At 72.1% G+C, this 19,757-nt stretch carries 19 protein-coding genes; 10 read left to right on the forward strand and 9 right to left on the reverse strand.

All coding sequences use genetic code 11. The features are described from left to right. From ACFWV3_RS26060 to ACFWV3_RS26075, 4 genes are read left to right on the forward strand one after another with little or no spacing between them, the layout of a single operon-like run. Entirely contained in the window at positions 1–708 is a 708-nt protein-coding gene (locus tag ACFWV3_RS26060) for a transglutaminase family protein (RefSeq protein WP_382414576.1), read from the forward strand. Continuing rightward, positions 708–1,457: a glycosyltransferase gene (locus ACFWV3_RS26065; RefSeq protein WP_382414578.1), complete on the forward strand. Its 750-nt coding sequence runs from the start codon at positions 708–710 to the stop codon at positions 1,455–1,457. The genes ACFWV3_RS26060 and ACFWV3_RS26065 overlap by 1 nt, the downstream gene beginning before the upstream one ends. Beyond that, positions 1,454–2,830, forward strand: a complete 1,377-nt coding sequence (locus ACFWV3_RS26070) for a glycosyltransferase family 4 protein (RefSeq protein WP_382414580.1) — start codon at positions 1,454–1,456, stop codon at positions 2,828–2,830. The genes ACFWV3_RS26065 and ACFWV3_RS26070 overlap by 4 nt, the downstream gene beginning before the upstream one ends. Beyond that, entirely contained in the window at positions 2,814–4,139 is a 1,326-nt protein-coding gene (locus tag ACFWV3_RS26075; protein WP_382414582.1) for a glycosyltransferase 87 family protein, read from the forward strand. Before ACFWV3_RS26070 ends, ACFWV3_RS26075 begins: the two co-directional genes overlap by 17 nt. A 108-nt stretch (positions 4,140–4,247) precedes the next feature. Here ACFWV3_RS26075 and ACFWV3_RS26080 read toward each other — a convergent pair whose 3' ends face one another. Together ACFWV3_RS26080 and ACFWV3_RS26085 are read right to left on the reverse strand one after the other, a co-directional pair. Next, positions 4,248–4,943, reverse strand: a complete 696-nt coding sequence (locus tag ACFWV3_RS26080; protein ID WP_382414584.1) for an alpha/beta fold hydrolase — start codon at positions 4,941–4,943, stop codon at positions 4,248–4,250. Between the two features lie 105 nt (positions 4,944–5,048). Next, positions 5,049–5,999, reverse strand: a complete 951-nt coding sequence (locus ACFWV3_RS26085) for a GlxA family transcriptional regulator (protein WP_382414586.1) — start codon at positions 5,997–5,999, stop codon at positions 5,049–5,051. A gap of 122 nt (positions 6,000–6,121) precedes the next feature. Between ACFWV3_RS26085 and ACFWV3_RS26090 the strand changes: the two genes are divergently transcribed. Then, the gene (locus tag ACFWV3_RS26090; protein ID WP_382414588.1) at positions 6,122–6,691 is read left to right on the forward strand and encodes a carboxymuconolactone decarboxylase family protein; all 570 of its coding nucleotides are present in this window, start codon (positions 6,122–6,124) and stop codon (positions 6,689–6,691) included. Further along, positions 6,684–7,481: a helix-turn-helix domain-containing protein gene (locus ACFWV3_RS26095; protein ID WP_382414590.1), complete on the forward strand. Its 798-nt coding sequence runs from the start codon at positions 6,684–6,686 to the stop codon at positions 7,479–7,481. Before ACFWV3_RS26090 ends, ACFWV3_RS26095 begins: the two co-directional genes overlap by 8 nt. A 12-nt stretch (positions 7,482–7,493) precedes the next feature. Here the strand turns inward: ACFWV3_RS26095 and ACFWV3_RS26100 are convergent, their stop codons facing one another. The 3 genes from ACFWV3_RS26100 to ACFWV3_RS26110 form a co-directional block, all read right to left on the reverse strand. Next, on the reverse strand, positions 7,494–8,801 hold the full coding sequence (locus tag ACFWV3_RS26100) for an alpha/beta fold hydrolase (RefSeq protein ID WP_382414592.1): 1,308 nt from the start codon (positions 8,799–8,801) through the stop codon (positions 7,494–7,496). Between the two features lie 183 nt (positions 8,802–8,984). Further along, on the reverse strand, positions 8,985–10,355 hold the full coding sequence (locus tag ACFWV3_RS26105; RefSeq protein ID WP_382414594.1) for an MFS transporter: 1,371 nt from the start codon (positions 10,353–10,355) through the stop codon (positions 8,985–8,987). Further along, positions 10,352–11,197, reverse strand: coding sequence for an alpha/beta fold hydrolase (locus tag ACFWV3_RS26110; protein ID WP_382414596.1), 846 nt, complete (start codon positions 11,195–11,197; stop codon positions 10,352–10,354). The genes ACFWV3_RS26105 and ACFWV3_RS26110 overlap by 4 nt, the downstream gene beginning before the upstream one ends. A 115-nt stretch (positions 11,198–11,312) precedes the next feature. Between ACFWV3_RS26110 and ACFWV3_RS26115 the strand changes: the two genes are divergently transcribed. Further along, a complete protein-coding gene (locus ACFWV3_RS26115; protein WP_382414598.1) occupies positions 11,313–12,284 on the forward strand; it encodes a LysR family transcriptional regulator in 972 nt (323 codons plus the stop codon). On the opposite strand, the gene ACFWV3_RS26120 is transcribed toward ACFWV3_RS26115, so the two are convergent. Continuing rightward, positions 12,278–13,132, reverse strand: coding sequence for a helix-turn-helix transcriptional regulator (locus tag ACFWV3_RS26120; RefSeq protein ID WP_382414600.1), 855 nt, complete (start codon positions 13,130–13,132; stop codon positions 12,278–12,280). The two genes, ACFWV3_RS26115 and ACFWV3_RS26120, sit on opposite strands and share 7 nt — an antisense overlap. 133 nt (positions 13,133–13,265) lie before the next feature. Between ACFWV3_RS26120 and ACFWV3_RS26125 the strand changes: the two genes are divergently transcribed. From ACFWV3_RS26125 to ACFWV3_RS26135, 3 genes are all read left to right on the forward strand, one after another. Beyond that, entirely contained in the window at positions 13,266–14,336 is a 1,071-nt protein-coding gene (locus ACFWV3_RS26125) for an alpha/beta fold hydrolase (RefSeq protein WP_382414602.1), read from the forward strand. Between the two features lie 213 nt (positions 14,337–14,549). Beyond that, on the forward strand, positions 14,550–15,575 hold the full coding sequence (locus ACFWV3_RS26130; RefSeq protein ID WP_382414604.1) for a S1 family peptidase: 1,026 nt from the start codon (positions 14,550–14,552) through the stop codon (positions 15,573–15,575). 60 nt (positions 15,576–15,635) lie between these two features. Then, a complete protein-coding gene (locus ACFWV3_RS26135; RefSeq protein ID WP_382414606.1) occupies positions 15,636–16,619 on the forward strand; it encodes a hypothetical protein in 984 nt (327 codons plus the stop codon). 25 nt (positions 16,620–16,644) lie between these two features. Here ACFWV3_RS26135 and ACFWV3_RS26140 read toward each other — a convergent pair whose 3' ends face one another. Genes ACFWV3_RS26140 through ACFWV3_RS26150 form a run of 3 tightly spaced genes read right to left on the reverse strand, consistent with a single transcriptional unit; the run spans position 16,645 to position 19,726 of the window. Further along, the gene (locus ACFWV3_RS26140) at positions 16,645–17,304 is read right to left on the reverse strand and encodes a DUF6875 domain-containing protein (RefSeq protein ID WP_382414608.1); all 660 of its coding nucleotides are present in this window, start codon (positions 17,302–17,304) and stop codon (positions 16,645–16,647) included. Further along, the gene (locus ACFWV3_RS26145) at positions 17,301–18,110 is read right to left on the reverse strand and encodes an ATP-grasp domain-containing protein (RefSeq protein WP_382414610.1); all 810 of its coding nucleotides are present in this window, start codon (positions 18,108–18,110) and stop codon (positions 17,301–17,303) included. Before ACFWV3_RS26145 ends, ACFWV3_RS26140 begins: the two co-directional genes overlap by 4 nt. Continuing rightward, positions 18,011–19,726 carry a hypothetical protein gene (locus tag ACFWV3_RS26150; RefSeq protein ID WP_382414612.1) on the reverse strand — a complete coding sequence of 572 codons (1,716 nt, stop codon included), beginning with the start codon at positions 19,724–19,726 and terminating at the stop codon, positions 18,011–18,013. The genes ACFWV3_RS26145 and ACFWV3_RS26150 overlap by 100 nt, the downstream gene beginning before the upstream one ends. Positions 19,727–19,757: the final 31 nt, after the last annotated feature.

Raw genomic sequence — 19,757 nt, forward strand, 5'->3', positions numbered from 1 at the left:
ATGTCTGTGCAAGCGCTCAACGCCGGCCTGCTCCACCCGAACCTCGCCGTCACCGAGTTCCTCGACCACGACAGCGACGTGGTCCGCGAGTTCGTGCGCGGAGTGCTGTCCGGCGAGGGCAAGGACCTGACCGACGTCGAACGGGCCTGCGCCCTCTACTACGCGGTGCGCGACGGCATCCACTACGAGGTCTACGGCGCCGACCTGTCCCGCGACGGCCTCAAGGCGAGCTCGACCATCAAACGCGGCACGGGTTTCTGCGTGCACAAGTCCATCGTGTACGCCGCCGCCGCGCGGTCCGCGGGCATCCCCAGCCGCCTCTACTACGGCGACGTGCGCAACCACCTCGCGTCACCGCAGCTGGAAGAGCTCATGGGCGGCAACGTCTTCACCTACCACGCCCTGGCCACCGTCTTCCTCGACGGCAAGTGGGTGCGCGCCACCCCGGTGTTCACCAAGATGCTGTGCAAGCTCTACCGGATCAAGCCACTGGACTTCGACGGCCGCACCGACAGCATGTATCACCCGTACGACGAGGACGGCCGTCGCCACATGGAGTTCCTCCACGAGCACGGCGAGTTCGACGACGTCCCCTACGACGTGGTGGTCGACGGCATCAGGGCCAACCACCCGAAGCTGTTCGCCTCCCGGCACACGACCGCGCGCGGCTCACTGGTCGCCGACGCGTCCGAGCCGGGGGACCGGTGATGACCTCGTCCTCGGTGGTCCTGCCGCGGCAGCGCACCGGACGCGCACGGTCCACAGTGGACCTGGAGCTGGTGGTGCCCGCGTTCAACGAGGCGGGCCGGCTGCCCGCCACGCTCGCCGAGCTGACCGAGTTCCTGACGCAGCGGCCGTGGCGGTCGCGGGTCGTGGTGGTGGACAACGGCAGCACGGACGGCACCGCCACCACCGTCGCCGGTCACCCCGACGTGGTGGTCATCGGGTGTGCCCGCCCCGGCAAGGGCGCGGCCGTGCGGCGCGGCCTGGAGAGCAGCACGTCCCGGTTCGTCGGGTTCCTCGACGCCGACCTGTCCACGCCGGTGCGGACGCTGACCCGCGCGGTGGCGGCACTGGAGGCGGGCGCCGCGGCGGCGATCGGGTCCCGGCACGTTCCCGGAGCCGAGCTGGTGATCCCGCAGCCGCTGAGCCGCAGGGTCGGCGGCGCGGTGTTCCGCGCGCTGGCCCGCCGCCTGGTGCCCGAGGTGCGCGACACCCAGTGCGGGTTCAAGCTCTTCGAACGGGTGGCCGTGCAGCGGGCGCTGGCCGACTGCCGGGTCGACGGGTTCGCGTTCGACGTGGAGCTGCTGCGGCGCATCCGGCTGGGCGGCGGACGCATCGCCGAGGTGCCCGTCGCCTGGACCGACGACCAGCGGTCCACGTTCCGCCCGCTGCACGACGGCCGTGCGGCCTTCGCGGACCTCGTGCGCCTGTACCGCGCGGAGGTGGCGCGGTGAGCACCCGGCGACACCTGCTGGTGCTGTCCAGCCACGACCCGGCGCACCCCTCGGCGGCGGAGGGGGAGCGGTACGTGCACGAGGTCGTGCGGCGCTGGATCGCCGACGGCACAAGGGTCACGCTGGCAGTGACCGGTGAGCCGTCCCACGGCGTCGGCACGGGTGTCCAGGTGCGGCGGTTCGCGCGGCCGACCTCGCTGGCGGCGTGGGCGTTGCGGCACGCACACCGCTTCCACGCGGTGCTGGACGCGACTGACGGCGCGATGGCCACGGCGTGGCTGTCCGCACGTGGTCGTACAGCCGTTGTGCGGCTGGAGCTGTGGCCGCACGCGTGGTCGTCGCACGGCACCGGGCGCGGATGGCCACCGGTGGCGTGGCGCCGTCTGGCGCGATGGGTCCGCGACCGCCGCACCACGGTCGTGCCGTCACCGTCGGCGCGTCACGAACTGCGGTGCCGTGTGGGCCTGCGTGGCCCCGTGCTCGTCGCACCACCCGGTGCCACGCCCGCGTCTGGCACCGGTGAACGCGCAGACCACCCCGTCGTGGTCGTGCCCGCGCCCGACCGTCACCTGGACGTCCTGCTGCAGGGTCTTCCGCTCGTGCTGGCACACGAGCCGCGGCTGCAGGTGGAGGTCCTCGGCGACGGGCCGGAGCTGCCCAGGCTGCGGCGCATCGCGCACGACTTCGACGTCGCCCACGCGGTCGTCCTCCACGGCCGGGTGCCCGACGACGAGCGGGTGGCGGCGCTGCGCCGGGCGTGGCTGCTCGTCTCCGCGGCAGGCGGCGACCTGCCCGCGCAGGCCGTCCTGGAGGCCGCCGCCCACGGGGTGCCGTGCGTGGCGCTCGACGCCGTCGGCGCACGTGACTTCGTCCGGGTCGGCGAGGTCGTCCCCTCGCCGGATGACCTCGCCCCCGCCATCGCCCGCCACCTCACCCGGCTGGCCGAGCCGCAGCACGCCGCGGAACTGGCCAGGATCTGCCGCGGCTGGGCGGAGGGCTTCCGGTGGGACCGCACCGCCGGGCTGCTGACGGCCGCGGTGGAGCACGAGATGCGCGCGAACCGCCGCGACGGTCTGCGCCGCCGTGCCCGGTTCGACACCGCTGCCCTGGTCCGGCTGCCGGCGGGTGTCCCCGTACCGGCGACCGCGCTGCGGGTGACCGACGAGGTCGCCGAGGCCGGCGGGACGGTCGGCGTGCTGCTCAACGGCTGTGACGAGTTCGACGCCCTCGGCGTGCTGGACCGCCTGGGGATCGAGGGGGCGCAGGTGCGGCTGGCCACCCACGACGACCTGCTGCTCGGCCCCTGCCCACCCGCTCCGCTCCCGCCCACCGAACCCACGAGGAAGGTCGACGACCGTGTCCACTCGCGCTGACAACAGGACCAGGGTGCTCACCTGGTCCGCGATCGCCGTCACGGCATTCGTCCTGGCGCTGATCGCCCAGGTCATCTACACCAGCGACGCGCACTGGGGGGTGCGCTACATGGCAGACCTGTGGGTCTACATCGCCAGCGGGCAGGCGGTGCGCGACGGCACGTCCCTGTACGACGTGGTGATCATGTCGCCCCTGTACGGGCCGATGCCGTACCTGTACCCGCCGCTGACCGCCACGGTGTTCTTCGTTCCCCTGACCTTCCTGTCGTTCGGCGCCGCCGGGCTCATCTGGAACACCCTGACGCTGGCCGCGCTGGGCGCGATCGTGTGGATCACCCTCGGCGTCGCCGAGGTCCGTGCCGCGAGGATGCGTCTGGTGCTGACCGTCGTCGGCCTCGCGCTGGTGTTCTGCCTGCTGCCGACCCGCATCCACCTGATCTTCGGCCAGATCAACGCGTTCCTGGTGCTGCTGGTGCTGCTGGACTTCCGCCGCGACGCCGGGCGGTGGCGCGGCGTCGGCATCGGCATCGCGGCAGGGCTGAAGATCACGCCGCTGATCTTCATCGCCTACCTGCTGGTCACCGGCCAGTGGAAGGCGGCGCGGACGGCGGTGCTGGCGTTCGCGGGCACGGTCGCGGTCGGCTTCGCGGTGGCCCCGGCCGACTCCCTGGAGTACTGGGGCGGACTGGTGTTCGAGTCGTCGCGGGCGGGTGCGGTGTACAGCACCCCCAACCAGTCCCTGGCCGCGGCCGTGGCCAGGGTGTCGCAGACCGGGGAGTTCGCCGGCTGGTGGCTGGTCCTGATGGCCGTCGTCGGGGTACTCGGGATCGCGGTGGCCTGGTACGTCCACCGGCGGGGCTCCGACTTCCTGGGCTTCTGCGCCGCGGCGCTCACCGGGCTGCTGGTCTCGCCCGTGAGCTGGGAGCACCACTGGGTCTACGTGGTTCCCCTGCTGGTGTGGCTGGCCGTGCGGGCCTGGCAACGGCGGTCGGCCGGCTTGACCGCCGTGACGGTGCTGCTCTGGGCGGTGTTCACCTTGCGGGTGTTCTGGTGGGTGGGCGTGCCGGAGTTCCCGGCGGAGCCGATGGCCATGAACGTGGGACAGCAGCTGGCGTCCTCGATGATGCCGGTCGCCGCGGTGCTGCTGCTCGTGCTCGGACCGCTGTGGGTCCGCCGGGAGTTCGCCCCCTCGACGGTCCGGCTCACCTCGGTCGGCGAAGGCCACTCCGAGCTCGACGAGAGCCGATCTGTACCCGCCGGGGCCGGTGCGGCCGACGAGCGGGAAGTGGACACCGCCTCGGGACGGTGACGAAGGGTTCGAGCCGGCCACGACCGTGACGGCCCGGGGTGCGCGGAGACAGGTGAAGCCGTCTCCCCGCACCCCGGGCCGTCGACAGCGTGCTCGCAGAACCGAGGTTCAGTTCGCCGACTTGAGGATCGTGCCGGCGACCAGGTCCGGGTGGACCAGCGGAACCGCGTGTGACGAGTCGACCTCGGCGATCTCGGACCCGGCTCGACGCGCCATCCACCGCTGCGCCTCGGCGGGGATGGACCTGTCCTGTGTGGACACCACGGCCCAGGACGGTAGGGTGCGCCACGTGGGGGTGCCCGCGAAGGTCCCGTCCAGGACGGCCGGGTCGAACGGCTTCTGCGCGGCGGCGAGGGCCTTCTGGTCGCGGTCGTCGGCGTCGGCGGCGTAGGCCTCGGCGAACGCGTCCGGGCGGAGGTAGACCTCGGCGCCACCGGGATAGTTCCGCACGACCAGGTTCTCCGGCGTGAGCAGGCTTCCCGGGAACTTGCCGTTGAGCCCGCCGGCCGTCTCACCGGCGTCCTGCTGGAACGCGGTGACGAAGACGAGCGACCGCACAGCCGGGGTGAGCGCACCGGGAGCCGAGATGACGGACCCGGCGTAGGAATGTGCCGCGACCACGAGTGGTCCGTCGAGCGTGGTCAGGAACTGGTGGAGGTAGGCGAGGTCGGAGTCGAGGTCGCGCAGGGGGAGTGCTGGGGCGATGACCGGGTAGCCGGCGTCCTGCAGGCGCACGGAGACTCGTCGCCACACCGAGGCGTCGGTCAAGGCGCCGTGGACGAGGACGAAAGTCGGCTGGGACATGGATGTCGTTCTCCTTCGAGCGGGATACGACATCCAGTCTCGGCAACGTGGTCGGCAGGTGACAGTGGCAGCACCGCCGACTATCGAAACCTTCCTGCCATGAGGTCAGGCGTTCTTGAACGTGAACGATCGTCGGTGCTCACGAGGCGACACGCTGGTGGAACGCCGGAACTGCACGCGGAGATTGGTCGCGGTGCCAAGACCGACGCGGCGAGCTATGTCCTCAACGGACAGATCGGAGTTCTCCAGCAGCTCCTTGGCCCGCGCGATGCGCTGTTCGCGCAACCACGTCAACGGCGGCGAGCCGACCCGCTCGCGGAAGCGGCGGTGGAAGGTCCGTTCCGACATGGCCACCTCGTCGGCCATGTCCTTCACCGAGAGCGTCCGGCCGAGGGAGGTGAGCATCCACTGCTGTGCGCGGGCGATGACGTCGTCGCCGGGCGGAACGACGGCCGTCTCCACGAACTGCTGCTGGCCGTCCGCCGGGCGCGGCGCCATCACGATGCGCCGGGAGACGTGCCGCGCGGCCGCCGCTCCCAGGTCCAGGTGCAGCAGGTGCAGGCAGAGATCGACCCCCGCGGTGACCCCTCCCGAGGTCAGGACGGACGCGGTGCCCGCCACGAGCACCGACTGGTCGACCTCGACCTCGGGGAACTGGCGGGCGAGGTCCGCGCAGAGCGACCAGTGGGTGGTGGCGGTGAGCCCGTTCAGCACACCGGCGCGAGCGAGCGCGAACGCCCCTGAGCAGATGGAGACCATCCGCACGCCCCGCCGGTGCGCGGCCGACAGCGAGCGCACCAGCGAGCCGGGCAGATCCCGGTCGCCCGCGCCCGCGTAGCCCGGCACCACCACGGTGCGAGCCCGTCGCAGCAGTTCCAGCCCACCGTCCGGGACGACGGAGGTTCCGCCCGCCACCCGCACGGCGCCGCCGCCGACGGACACCGTGACCACCTCGTAGGCCTCCGAGGCCTCCCTGCCGAACACGTGCAGCGGGATCGCGTAGTCGAGCGGCAGAACGTCCTCCAGGAGGACCACCACCATCCTGTGCCTCGCCATGGCGGCATGCTATCGGTCAGCTGCTGAACTGCCAGTCCCGGTCAGCAGGCTCTGTCAGGTCGGTCCGAGCTTTACCTCCGAGGGAATTGCCTGTGTGTCAGGGCCGCAGCAGAGTGCGTCCCATGACCAGTTATCGCGTGCACACCGTCGACACCGCACAGGAAGCCGCGAAGGAACCTTTGCGGGGCCTCGAAAGCGCGTTCGGGTTCGTGCCGGCCGCGGCCGGTCTGATGGCGAGCTCGCCGGCGTTGATCACCACCTTCTTCTCCGCGTTCGGCCACTTCCGGGGCATCGGGACGTTCGGCCCGGACGAACGGCAGGTCCTGCTGCTGTCCAACGCGGTCGCCAACCGCAGTGAGTGGGCGGTCGCGTTCCACACGCTGGAAGCGCTCCAGGACGGCGTCGAGCCCGCTGTGGTCGAGGCGATCAGGCTCGGCGAGGTGCCCGCCGACCCCAGGATGGCGGCGTTGTCGGCGTTCACCCGGTCCCTGATCGAGAACCGCGGCTCCGTCGACGACGCGCGGGTGGAGGCGTTCAAGTCCGCCGGGTTCACCGACGAGCAGGTGGTCGAGGTGATCACCGGGGTGGCGATCTCGGCGATGACGAACTACACCGTCAACCTCGCCCGGCCGTCGCTGGAGGAGCCCGTGTTGCCGCACGCCTGGACGGTGGGAAACTCGACCGGTGCCTGACGTGGGTCCGTTGTTGAGACACTGGCGCGGCGCCCGGCGGTTGAGCCAGCTGGCACTGGCCACCGAGGCCGCCGTGTCGGTGCGCCACCTCAGTTTCGTGGAGACAGGTCGTGCGAACCCGAGTCGTGCCATGGTGCTGAAGCTGGCGGAGGTGCTCGACGTCCCGTTGCGCGAGCGCAACACCCTGCTGCTCAGCGCCGGCTTCTCGCCGGAGTACCCGGAGTCCGGTTTGGACGCTCCGGCGCTGGCCGCGGTGCGCGAGGCGGTGGAGGGCATCCTGCTCCAGCAGGAGCCCTTCCCCGCACTGGTGATGGACCGCAGCTGGAACATCCGGCACACCAACACCGCTGCCCGTCGGTTCTTCGCCTTCCTCGACGAACAGGGCCCGCACGTCCCGGGACCGCCCAACGTCCTCCGCCGGATGTTCCACCCGGACGGCGTGCGGCGGCACGTCGTCAACTGGGTGGAGGTCGCCGAGGCCCTGGTGCGCCGGGTGAGACGGGAGGCGATCGGCGGTGTGACCGACGACCGGGCTCAGCGGATCCTCGCGGAGGTCCTGGACTTCCCGGGAGTGCCCTCCCATCTCCGGGACGTGGACGTCACGGTGTCCTCGTTGCCGATCGTGCCGATCCGGTACGAGCACGCCGGGCGGCGGTTCGACTACTTCTCCACCGTGACGACCCTGGGAACTCCGCAGGACGTGACGCTCCAAGAGCTGCGGATCGAGTGCTTCTTCCCGATGAACGAGGAAACCAGGACGAACGCCGCGCAGCTGGCCGGCCAGCGTTGAGCCCCGTCGCTTTCACCGTGGCCAGGGCGCTTCCGCCGGGGTGTACGGCGTGGTCGGCAGAGCTCCTCCGGTGAGGAAAGCGGCAACGGCCGCACCGGTTTCGGCGGGCTTGTCGGCGAGCACGGTGTGGCCGGCGGCGTCGATCGGCAGCAACGTGGCGCTGGGGAAGGTGTCGCGGTAGTCGCGGGTGACCTCCCAGCGGAGGTAGTCGCATTGCGCCCGCAGCACCAGCACGGGAGTGTTGTCGTGGCGCAGCGTCGGCCTGGGGTCGGGTGCCTTCGACGCCGACGCGACGGTGGCGATGTTGGCCCAGAGGCCGTACCCGGCGGTGGCGTCCGCGGGCCGTTCGCTCTTGGCGGCGTCGGGGCAGCCGGAACTCATGTCGAGGCTGCGTGCGAACTGCTGGTACAGCCCGTCCGCGGTGTCGGCGGGCGTCAACGTCCGTGCTGCGCGCAGTCCACCGGCGTGAGCCAGGAAGTACGTCGCCGCGAAGCGGGGGTGCTGGGTGAACTGGTCGGTCTGGTCGTCGGCGCCGCTGGGTGTGAGGCTGCCGTCGTCGACGGAGTCGTCGGACATCGCTCCGGGACTCGCGACGACGGCTTTCGCGACGTTGCCGGGATGTGCGGCCATGTAGTGCGCGGTGAGCTGGCCACCCCAGGACGAGCCGATCAGCACCACCTTCGGAGCCGCCAGCTCCTGCCGGATGGCATCGAGGTCGGCGACGTGGCGTGCGAGTGTGTACTCGTCCGGGTCGAGCCGGCTCGACTGGCCGGAACCGACCTGCTGGTAGGTGTACACGGCGAACCCGGCGGTCGCGAGGCGCCGGGCGAACTCCTCGCTCGTGGTGCTCGGGGCTCCCGGACCACCGTGGACGAGCAGCACGGGTTCGGCGTGCGAGACCGCGCCGGCGGTGCGGACGTAGGCGATCCGCGACCCCGTCGGCAGATCCCAGTACTGGACGGCCGGCGAGCCGGGCATCGGCGTGTGGGTTGCGGGCGCCCCGAACCACGCCCACGACACCCCCGCTGCCAGCAGCAGCGGTACCGCGAGACACACGCCTCGGCTCAACCGGCTGCGGGTGCCCCGGATTCGCGCGGACCCGCGTGCCAAGACCGCTGCACCTACGAGTGCGGCCAGCGCGGCGACAACGTAGGAGAGTGCCGAGTTCTCCGTCAATTGCGCGATCACGAGCAACACGACGAGATACAGCAGGACGACGATGAACGCCCCTGCGGTCGTTGCGAGCCAAGCGGAGGCGACGCGTAATCGGCTGGGGCGCAACCGATCCGCCGCGGCGGGCTCGGACAGGACATCGGTCATGGGTCCGACGCTAACGGCGCGGATCTGGTCGCCCATCCACCCGCAGACCCCCGTTGCAGTAGTCCTGCGGTCTCAGCGCCGTGATACCAGGGTCACTGTCCACACGGGTTTCGTGCGCCGCGCTCAGGAGTGGCCGCCGTCCAGGCACAGGACGTGAGTGGTCCGGGAAGCTCGTCCTTCGCCTCAGCTAAGTGGTGACGGGTTGCGCCGCGGTCCACGGCCCGGCCCGACGCGCTGAGGTGTCCTGCGCAGGCGCGCCGTGGCCGCGGCCGCGAGCAGGAACACGACGGCCTCGTAGACCATCGCCGACCCCATGGCTCCCGCGGTGTAGACCATTCCGGCCACCGCCACGCCGAGTGTGCCGCCGAGTTGCTGCGCCGTCGGCAGCAGACCCGACACCGAGCTCGCCGCGTGCGGCGGCACCTGGCGCAGCACCAGGGAGAACGCCGACGCGGTGAAGAGGCCGAAGGCGAAGCCGCCCGCGGCGAGCACCGCCCACAAGACCGGTGCCGGGGCTTCGAGTGCGGGAACGACCAGCAGCGAGACCACGGCGAGGCTCCCGGACGCGGCGGCCAGGGCCACCACGCCGAGACGACGTGCCGCGGCTTCGGCCATCCCGCTGCCCAGCAGGCCTCCGACCGCGTACGGCGCGACGGTCAACGCCGTCACGAGCGGATCGCGGTGCAGGGCGCCTTGCAGGTGCAGGGACAGCAGCAGGCTCAACGACGGGATCCCCGCGTTGAACAGCAGCACCGCTCCGATGCCCCACCGCGTGGTGGCCGCGGACAGCGCTTCCGGATGCACCAGGGGGTGCGGCACGCGTTTCTGCGAGAAGGCGAAGGCGGCCAGCAGTCCCGAGGAGAGCGCCAGGCTGCACCACGTCCACGCCGGCCAGCCCGCGTCCTGGCCGAGCGTCAGCGGCAGCACCAGCAAGGCCAGGCCCACCAGGGACAACGCGGACCCGACCGGGTCCACCCTGGTCGCCGCACCGGCTCCACGCCCGTCCGGCAGCACCCGGAACAGCGCCAGCGCGGCGATCCCCACCGGCACCGGCAGAGCCAACGCCACCCGCCAGCCGGCTCCGAACGGGTCGAAGTGCAGCAGGACGCCGCAGCACAACGGACCGGCGAGCGACGCGACGGCCATCGTGGCGCCGTACCGGCCGAGCACCCGAGCCCGGTGGCCGGCGGGTACCGCGGTCTGGATCAGCGACAGGATCTGCGGTGCCACCACCCCGCTGCCGGCGCCCTGCACCAGCCGGGCCAGCACGAGCGCGTCCGCTCCCGGCGCGAGGGCCGCGGCCAGCGACGCGAGGGTGAACACGGCGGTGCCGAGCACGAACAGCCGCCGGTAGCCGTACCGGTCACCGAGCCGGGCCGCGGTGATCAGCGCGCAGGCGTAGGTCAGCGTGTACCCGGCGAGCGCGAGCTGGCCCGCGCCCGGCCCGGCGTCGAGGTCGTGGCGGATGCGGGGGACCGCCAGCTGCATGACGGTGACGCTCATCAGCTGGACGAACGTCCCCGACAGCAGCACGGCCAGCGCGGCGGGCCTCACCGCTGCTGCGCGATCCGGGCGACCAGGTCGGCGAGCTCGCCGGGCCGGGTCAGGAACGGCGAGTGCCCGCCGGGCAGGGAGTGCACCGCGAACGGGGTGTCCGGGGTCTCGCGGTCGGCTTCGTCGATCATCAGGTCCTGGGTCGCCGTGGGCAGCGCCAGGTCGTCGGTCAGCCGGACGTAGCTGCGTGCGACCCGTCCCCACCGGCCGGCGGTGACGGTGAACTCGCCGGCCAGCGACGCCAGGGGTTCGTCGGGGTGCAGGGTGAGCCGCCAGCCTGGGCGGTCCGCCGGCCAGTCGCCGAGGAACGACTGCCGGATCAGCTCGACCTCGGCGGGGTCGGCGGAGAGCGGGTTGATGCGGAACGCGCCGATGGCCTCGGGGTCACCGGCTCGCGGCACCTGCACGGCACCGGCGTTCACGGGGTCGGTCACGTAGTCCCCGAAGCGCGGCCGGCCGGCGGGCACGAAGGCCGACAGGTAGACGAGGTGGTCGACCAGCTCCGGATGCCGTTCCACGGCGGCCGAGGCGGGGCCGCCACCCGCGCTGTGCGCGACGAGCACCACGTGGTCGAACCGGCGGCGGACCTCGGCGAGGTCGGCGAGCAGGGCGCCGACGAGCGCGTCGGTGGTCAGGCCGGCGAGCGCGGACCGTTCGGTGGCCAGGCCGGGTTGCCCCGGTTCCAGGTAGCCGGAGGGCAGCGGTGCCGTCGTGCCGTGGCCGGGGAGGTCGACGGCGACACAGGACAGTCCCCGAGCCGTGAGCGCACGCGAGGTCGCGGCCCAGTGGAGGGACGAGTGCCAAGCGCCGTGCACGAACACGATGACGGTGGTGTCGTTCATGACTGCCTTTCGGAGCGGCTGCGGATCAGGTCCCAGCTCATCCGCTCCCGGCGCCGTCATCCACTCCCATATCTGAAGTGCACCGCCGCAATACTTTCTACGTATGATGCGCGGGGTGGAAGCCCGTCATCTCCGGTACGCCATCGCCCTGGCCGAACAGCAGCACTTCGGCCGCGCGGCCGCCTCGTTGGGCATCGCGCAGCCGCCGCTGTCCGCGCAGATCGCCGCCGTCGAACGGGAAGTCGGCCAGCGGTTGTTCGACCGCACGCCACGAGGGGTGTTCCCGACCGCGGCGGGCACGGCCTTCCTCGAACGGGCGCGACGGGCACTGGACGAGATCACCGCGGCGTCGGTCGACGCCGGCCGCGCCGCACGGGGCGAGACCGGGCTGCTGCGGATGGGGTTCATCGGCTCGGCCCTGCTCGACCCGTTGCCCGGCGTGCTGGGCCGGTTCCGCGGGAGCAGGCCGGAGGTGCGGCTGGACCTGCGCGAGATGAGCAGTCCGGAGGCGGCGGCCGCACTCGTCGCGGGCGAGCTGGACGTCGCCGTCGGCCGCGGCAACCCGCGTGGCGCCGGTGCGGAACGTCTCGTCACCGTGCCGATCGGGGCCGATCACCTCATCGCGGTCGTGGCCCGCTCCCACCCGTTCGCGGGGCAGGCCGAGGTCACCTTCGAGCAGCTCGCCACCGAGCAGCTGATCATCTCCGCTCCCGACCAGGAACCGGCGGTGGCCGCCCACCTGCGTGCCGTGTTCGCGTCCGACGCCGCCGCGCTGGCGGCGGCCACCACGTCACGGGACGTGCACACGATCATCGGTCTCGCCGCCTGCCACGTCGGAGTCGGCCTCGGCCCCGCCCGCATGCGGCTGATCACCCGCGAGGACGTCTGGTTCTGCGACGTCACGCCGCACTTCCGCCTGCCGGACCTGCAGCTGTCGTTCCGGGCCGACGACGCCTCGCCCGTGCTCGCCGCGTTCCTCGACGTCGTCCGCGCGAACTGCCGGGACGTCGGCTCCCGCCTGGACGAGGTCCTCGCCCGGCACGCCCGCCGGTCGGCCGTGAAACCCGGGGTGTCCGGCGGTCAGTGACTCGTGAACTGCTCGTGGCCCAGCACCGCGAGCAGGGCCAGCTTCTCGTGGCTCTCCGAACCGGGGGTGGCGGTGAAGACGAGGAGGGACTGGCCGTGGTCCGGTTCGACCAGGAGCTGGCAGTGGAGGTCGAGCCGGCCGAGCTCGGGGTGGGCGAACCGCTTGGTGTCGCTCCAGCGCAGGCCGACCTCGTGCAGGTCCCACAGGCGGGCGAACTCGTCGCTGGTGCGGCGCAGAAGGCCGGCCAGGGCGGCCGCGGGGGAGCCGGGGCCGTTCCTGGTCGCGGCCTGGCGCAGCAGCGCGACGTTGACCCGGCTGTTCTCGGCGTGGCCGTCGGGGTGGTAGCGCTCGCGGTCGGCTTGGCCGGTGAACCACCGGTAGGGCGCGTAGCGGGCGTTGCCGGTGTGGCACGTCTGGTCGCCCAGCAGCGCCACGGCGGCGGGGGTCTGCAGCAGCGTCTCGCCCAGCGGTCCCATGACCTGGGCGGTCGCGTCGGCGAGGCCGTCCATGACGCGCATCAGCCCGGGACTCACGTGCTGGGAGCGCAGGTCGTGGCGCGTCGTGCGGTAGCCGGCCAGCAGGAACAGGTGGTCGCGTTCGTCCGGGGTCAGCCTGAGCCCGCGGGCGATGGCCGCGATCATCGGTTCGGACGGCTGCGGCCCGTCGCCGCGTTCGAGCCGGGCGAAGTAGTCCGCGGACATGGCGCACAGGTCCGCGACCTCCTCCCTGCGCAACCCGCGGGCGCGGCGGCGAGGCCCGCGGCGCAGCCCGACGTCCTCCGGCTGCAGCGCTTCCCGCCGGGTGCGCAGGAAGTCGCCGAGGGACGAACGGTCGAACGCGTGGCTCATGGCTGCCATCCTCTGCCCTCGCCGGATGCTCAACCAGGACCTGCCAGTCAGTGGCTGCGCGTGTCCTTCTCCGGTGGGGGAGAACGGGGTGGGGTGGTGAGGCGATCACCTCACCGAGAACCGGAGCACGCACATGACCACCGACACCCTTCCCGGCCCGACCGGTCCAACGCCGGCCGGTGCCGGCTCGACCAGGTACCTGGAGGCGGCGGACCACGCGGAGATCTTCGTGCCGCACGCCTGTCCGGAACAGGTGGTGGATCTCGGGGAGATCCGGATGAACTACGCCGTGGCGGGCGATCCCGGGTTGCCACCGCTGCTGCTCGTCCCGGCGCAGACGGAGTCCTGGTGGGGCTACGAGGCCGCGATGGCGCTGCTGTCGGACCGCTTCCGGGTCTACGCCGTGGACCTGCGCGGTCAGGGCCGGTCGACCTGGACGCCGGGCCGCTACAGCGTGGACCTCTTCGGGGGTGACCTCGTCCGCTTCCTCGACCGGGTCGTCCAGCGGCCGGCCGTGGTCTGCGGGCTGTCGTCCGGTGGCGTGGTCGCGGCGTGGCTGGCCGCGTTCGCGGCGCCCGGCCAGATCCGCGCCGCGGTCCTGGAGGACGCGCCGCTGTTCGCGTCCCAGACCGAACCCGAGGTCGGTCACTCGATCCGGCAGGGCGTCGGTCCGCTCTTCCGGCTGTGGCACCGGTGGCTCGGTCCACAGTGGAGCATCGGCGACTTCGCCGGGATGCGGCGGGCGATGGCGGAGGAGCTGCCCGCCTGGATGACGGCCGCGCTGGCGCGGATGGCCCCGGCGGGCGCCGAGGGTGCACCGGGGGAGCCGCCGCAGGACCTGCGGGAGTACGACCCGGAATGGGGAGACGCGTTCGTCTCCGGGCGGGCCACGCTCAACTGCGACCACGCGTCGATGCTGCGCCAGGTCAAGGTGCCGGTCCTGTTCACCCACCACTTCCACCACGTGGACCCCGACACCGGCAACGTGCTCGGAGCCGTCACCGACCTGCAGGTCCGGCGGATCGGGCAGCTGGTCGAGGAGACCGGGAACTCCTTCACCCGAAAGGCCTTCCCGGACATGCCCCACTCGATGCACGGCCACGCCCCGGCCGTCTACGCCCGCACCGTCACCGAATGGATCGACAGCCTGACCGACGACGTGCTGAACAGCGGGGGAGTCGAGCTCGGCCGGTCAGTGCGATGACTTCCGATTTCTGCGACCGGGCTGTTCTGTTAGCGGAATCAAGACACTAATACTATTTTCATCCCTCGCAAGTTGACGAGCGAGTGCGCTGTGAATGCCGCGCCGAGAAATAAAAATTATCACCTGGACGCACTTCTTCGAATCGAGCACTCTGTCATTCCGTAGTCAGGCGCTCCGCCCCGCCTCCCGTCACGGAACAGTCGAGGAGAATCGATGGGTCGCTCTGCCACGCTCGTGTTGACCGCGGTCGCCGCGCTGACGGCCGGCCTCGTCATGAGTGCGCCGGCCGCCCTGTCCGAGCCCGGTCAGCTGGCCGACGTCCTGGGCGCACGTCTCGGAGCCACGAGCCCCGGGTCCTACGTCGACGAGAGCGGTCAGCTGGTCGTCACGGTGACCGATACCGCCGCGGCGAACATCGTCACCGCGGCCGGAGCGCGCGCGAAGGTCGTCAAGCACACCGCCGCCACCCTCGCCGCCAGTGCCGGGGTTCTCGACCGCACGGCGAGGATTCCCGGCACCTCCTGGGGCGTCGACCCGGCCACCAACCAGGTCGTGGTCTCCGCTGACGTCACCGTCGCCGGCTCCGCGCTCACCCGGCTGCGGGCCGCGGTCGACGGACTCGGCGACACAGCGAGGCTGGAGCACGTCGGCGGATCGTTCCGTCCCACGATCACGGGCGGCGACGCCATCCTCGGCGGTGGCGTGCGGTGTTCGCTCGGCTTCAACGTGAAGACGCCCGGCACCAGCACGGCCTACCTGCTGACCGCGGGCCACTGCGGCAACGCCACGGCCACCTGGAGCACCTCCGGCGGTCAGGTCATCGCCTCCAGGGTGGGAACCAGCTTCCCCGGCAACGACTACGCCCTGTTCCGCTACACCAGCGACATCAGCCGGCCCGGCGGGGTCAACCTGTACGACGGCACCCGGCGCGACATCGCCAGGGCCGGCACTCCCGTGGTCGGCCAGACCGTCGGCCGCAGCGGCAGCACCACCGGCTTCCACCGCGGCAAGGTCACCGGCCTCGGCGTCACCGTGAACTACGTCGACGGCACCACCGTGACCGGCATGATCGGCACGACCGTCTGCGTCCAGGGCGGCGACAGCGGCGGCCCCCTGTTCGCCGACGACACCGCGCTCGGCCTGACCTCCGGCGGGAGCGGCGACTGCGCCAGCGGCGGCCGGTCGTTCTACCAGCCCGTCACGGAGGCGCTCCAGGCGTACGGCGTGGCCATCTACTGACAGCCGAAGAAGACCGGTCCGTCCACAGAGGAACCACTCAGCGCTGAGGAGCACCCCGCCATGACACTGAACCGTCGCCGACTGCTGCTCGGCGGTGCCGCCCTGCTGGCGGGGACGGCGGGCACGGCCGTCCCCGCCGCCGCGGCACCGGCCGGCTTCCCGGACTACCGGTACAGCAGGCTCGCCCTGGTCAAGAGCAAGCTGCGCTACAACCCCACCGGTGAGCTGATCTTCCCGACCATCCGCGGCACGAAGGACCGGATCGCGGGCGCACGTGCCGCCTACTACCTCTACTACGCGCCGCACGACGCACCGGGCGGCATCTGCCTGGCCTACGCGAACTCCCTCGACGAGGAGTTCACCGAATATCCGGGAAACCCGATCATCTCGAGGAGCTGGCCCGGCGAGTACAGCGCGTCCCACGTGTCGTCGCCGCACGCGATGTGGAACGACGACGTCAAGCGCATGTACCTGTACTTCCACGGCGAGAACACCGTGACCCGCCTGGCCAGCTCCGCCGACGGCATCAACTTCACCTACGAGAAGGAGGTCCTGTCCACGAGGCTGCAGCCGGCGGGGACGACGGAGACCTCCTACGCCAGGGTGTTCCGCCACGACCTGACCTCGCAGGGCGCCCGCTACGTCATGGTCTTCATGCTCAACAACCAGAGCAACCACCGCGACATCGGCTGGGGCTGGTCGGCGAACGCCCGCGACTGGACGTTCTCGCAGACCCCGCTGATCCGGCACCAGGACGTCGGCGCGGTCAACGTCGGCGGGCCGCACCTGCTCTTCCGCAACAACAGCGTGTACGTCGTCTACAACACCGACATCGGCAGTGGCGGCAACATCCTCATCACCGAGGTCGGCCGCGACTTCTCCCTGCGCAGGCACCTGGGCGTCTTCCACGACTCCCTGTCCGGTGCGCCGGACAACGGCCGGTCGGCCGCTCCGTCGTTCGGCACGTACCAGGGCCGGGAGTACATGATCTACGAGGCGGGGGAGCGGCTGGCGGGCAACATCGCGATCGCGCGGGCCGTCTGACGGGGTCGTGCCGAGGTGCCGGGCGCTACAGGCCGAACGCGGCGGCGACCTCGGCCACCTCGGCACGCCAGCGCGACGGGACGTCCTCCGGCCTGACGCGGTCGAGGTAGGCCGCCACGAAGTCCCGGTCGTCGCGCAGGAACGGGAAGTCGGTCGGCACGAGCGACCGGATCGCCAGCATCGGCACCGGGCTGCGCAGCGGGCGGAACTCGTGATTCCACAGCCCCGGCTTCGGCGGCGGTCCGTCGTGGAACTCGCCGATCATCAGGCCCTGCGCGACGTAGCCGGCCTTGAGCCGCGACTGGGCCTCGTCGACCAGCCGGGAGGCGACCTCCGGGAACAGCACCAGGATCGTCAGGTACTGGGCGGCGCGCCCGGCCGCCGCCCGCAGCTCCGGGTACCACTCCCGGTAACGGGCCAGGGCGCCGGTCACCTCGGTCACCGTCCCCGGCCGGCCGGGGTGGACCGCCAGGTACAGCAGCCCCCTGTCCAGGGAGCCCTGCACGAACGGGCAGACCGGGCCGTTGCGGCCGAGATCGGGGTGGGGCTTCACCAGGTACTGGTGGGCCCAGCCGACCACCGAGTACAGGGCGGTCTGGTACCGGCGAACCTGGTCGGGCAGCGGTCCGCGCAGGTCGGACAGCTCGACCAGGACGCGGTTCGGGTCGGTGGGATCGACGATCATGGCATCGTGCCGACGCGGATCCGGGAGACGGCCTCCACGCAGCGCGCCGCGGCGTCGGCGGCGGTGTCCCCGGTGGCGATCACGTGCCCGCACACGCGGTCGTCGGACCACCGCAGCGGCGGCACCTCGGTGCCGGGCTTCGCGGTGAGCGTGAGCGACACGGCCGGGTCCAGCGCCTCCGGCACGGTCACCTCGGTAACGGTGCCGGGCTCGGCGAGCAGGAACCGCACCGCCGCGCCGCCCTCGGCCTGCCGCGGCTCCGGCCGCCACGCCATCAGGCCCAGCGGAACGCCGACCGCGAGCCGCAGCAGGTCCACGCCGTGGACGAGCCGGACCAGGTCGGGGATGAAGTCGCCGCCGACGCGGTTGTGCGACTCCACGACGCGCGGCCCGCGACCGGTGAGCTTGATCTCCGTGTGCGACGGCCCTTCGACCAAACCGACCGCGTCCAGCAGTGCGGTGGTCAGCTCGCTGACCTGCCGCCGCACCGGTTCCGGCAGGTCGGCGGGCACCGCGTGGCCCACCTCGACGAACCCGGTGCCGAGGACCTTGTCGGTCAGCGCCACGACGGTGTGCACGCCGTCGTGGCTGAACGCCTCCACGCTGACCTCCGGCCCGTCGAGGTACTCCTCGGCGAGCACGACCGTGCGCCCAGACCCCTCGACCAGGCGCCACACGGCCGGCACGTCCTGCGGCCCCGCGACCATCACCACTCCGTCGCTGCCACCCGAGTCCAGCGGCTTGACGACCACCGGCACGCCGTCCAGCTCGTCCAGGAACGCCGCCAGCTCCTGCGCGCCGCGCACCGTCCGGTACCGGACGGTGACAGGCCGACGTCGGCGAGCCGGTCGCGCATGAGCGCCTTGTCCTTCACCAGCAGCACGGTCTCGACGCTGTTGCCGCCCAGCCCCCATTCGGCGTTGAGCCGCGCGGCGGGCAGCAGGCCCGGCTCGGTCAGCGTGAGCACCCTGGTGAACGGCCGCTCGGCGTGTTCGCGGCGCAGGAGGTCCACGACCCGGTCCGGCTCGGCGATCAGGTCGGCGTGGAGGACCTTCTCGCACAGCTCGGCCGACCGGGGGTCGCAGCGGTCCGGGAAGTGCACCAGCACCACGTCCAGACCGAGGTCCGCGGCCGCCTCGAGCATCTCGACCCGGCCGCCGATCACCGCCACCCGCACCGGTTCGGTCACCAGCCGGTAGCGCGCGGCCGTCGTCATCACCCGCGCGGCGACCTCCACCGTGGAGGTGCCGCGGTGGCGGAACCGGCCGCCGACGAACTCGTACGAGCCCGCGGTGCGGGGAACGACGGAGCCCACGGCGGGGATGGCCTCGGAGTAGGGGCCGTCCCCGGCGACCATGCTGCTCGCGGCCACGACCCGGCACGGGGCCGGCCGGTCCAGCGGCACGTGCAGACAGCCGGCCACCGGCTCGTCGTCGCCGAACGGCGCGAGGTCCGGGATCTCGCCGCACTGCAAGGAGAACTCGCACTCCATCAGGTCGACGCCGTGCACGTCCCGCCACACGAACGGGATCTCACCGCCGCCGGGCCGGCACCCGACCTCCAGGAACACGAACTCGCCGTCCGGGGTCAGGAACAGCTCCAGGTGGAACACCCACGGGTCGGGGGACATGCCGGGCACCAGCACCCGCAGGACCTTCTCGGCCTCGGCGAGCAGCGCCGGGTCGTCGACCTCGACCGACCCGACCGGCTCTCCCATGGCGAAGGCCAGCGGCCCGAGGGTCGCCGCGCCGGGCGCGTTCAGATAGGCGTTGAGCCGCCACGGTCCCAGCACACCGCCGCCGAGGTGCACGCCGTCGACGTGGTGGATCCGGTGCGGCAGGTACTCCTGGACCACCAGCGGGTGCCCGGCGTCGAGCGGGAGGTCCAGCAGGTCGACGGCGTCGGCGGAGCCGAGCCGCCGGACCCCCGTGCTCGCCCTGCCCTGCAACGACTTCACCACCACCGGCCAGCCGGCCCCGGCGGCGAACCCGGTGATCCCGGCGGCGTCGGTGACCAGCTCGAAGCGCGGCACCGGCACGCCGGTCCGCCGCGCGGCCAGCAGCATCGCGTGCTTGTCCAGGAAGTGGTGCAGGTCGGCGGTCTTGCGGCCCCGTGAGGAGAACTCCTCCCGCAGCGCCGCCGCCACGGCGAAGTCGCTCTCCTGCAACGCCACCACCGCCTCCGGGCGGCCGTGGGCGCGCACCGCGGGTGCGAGCGCGGCCCGCACCGCGGCGAGGTCGAGCAGGTCCTCGACGACCACGACCTCGCGGGCGCCGGTGGGCACCGCGGCCCGGCCGACCTCGGTCGTGACGTAGGTGACGCGGGCGGTGTCGTGGTCGAGATACCGGGCGTACTCGGCGAAGGAGTCACGCCACCGGTTCAGCACGACGACGTGGGCGTCGCCGATGCTCTTGACTGCCATCGCGGCGATTCCTTCTCTCCGAGTCGTTTCT

Origin of the sequence: Lentzea sp. NPDC059081 (assembly GCF_042738015.1) — a bacterium.
Classification (GTDB): domain Bacteria; phylum Actinomycetota; class Actinomycetes; order Mycobacteriales; family Pseudonocardiaceae; genus Lentzea.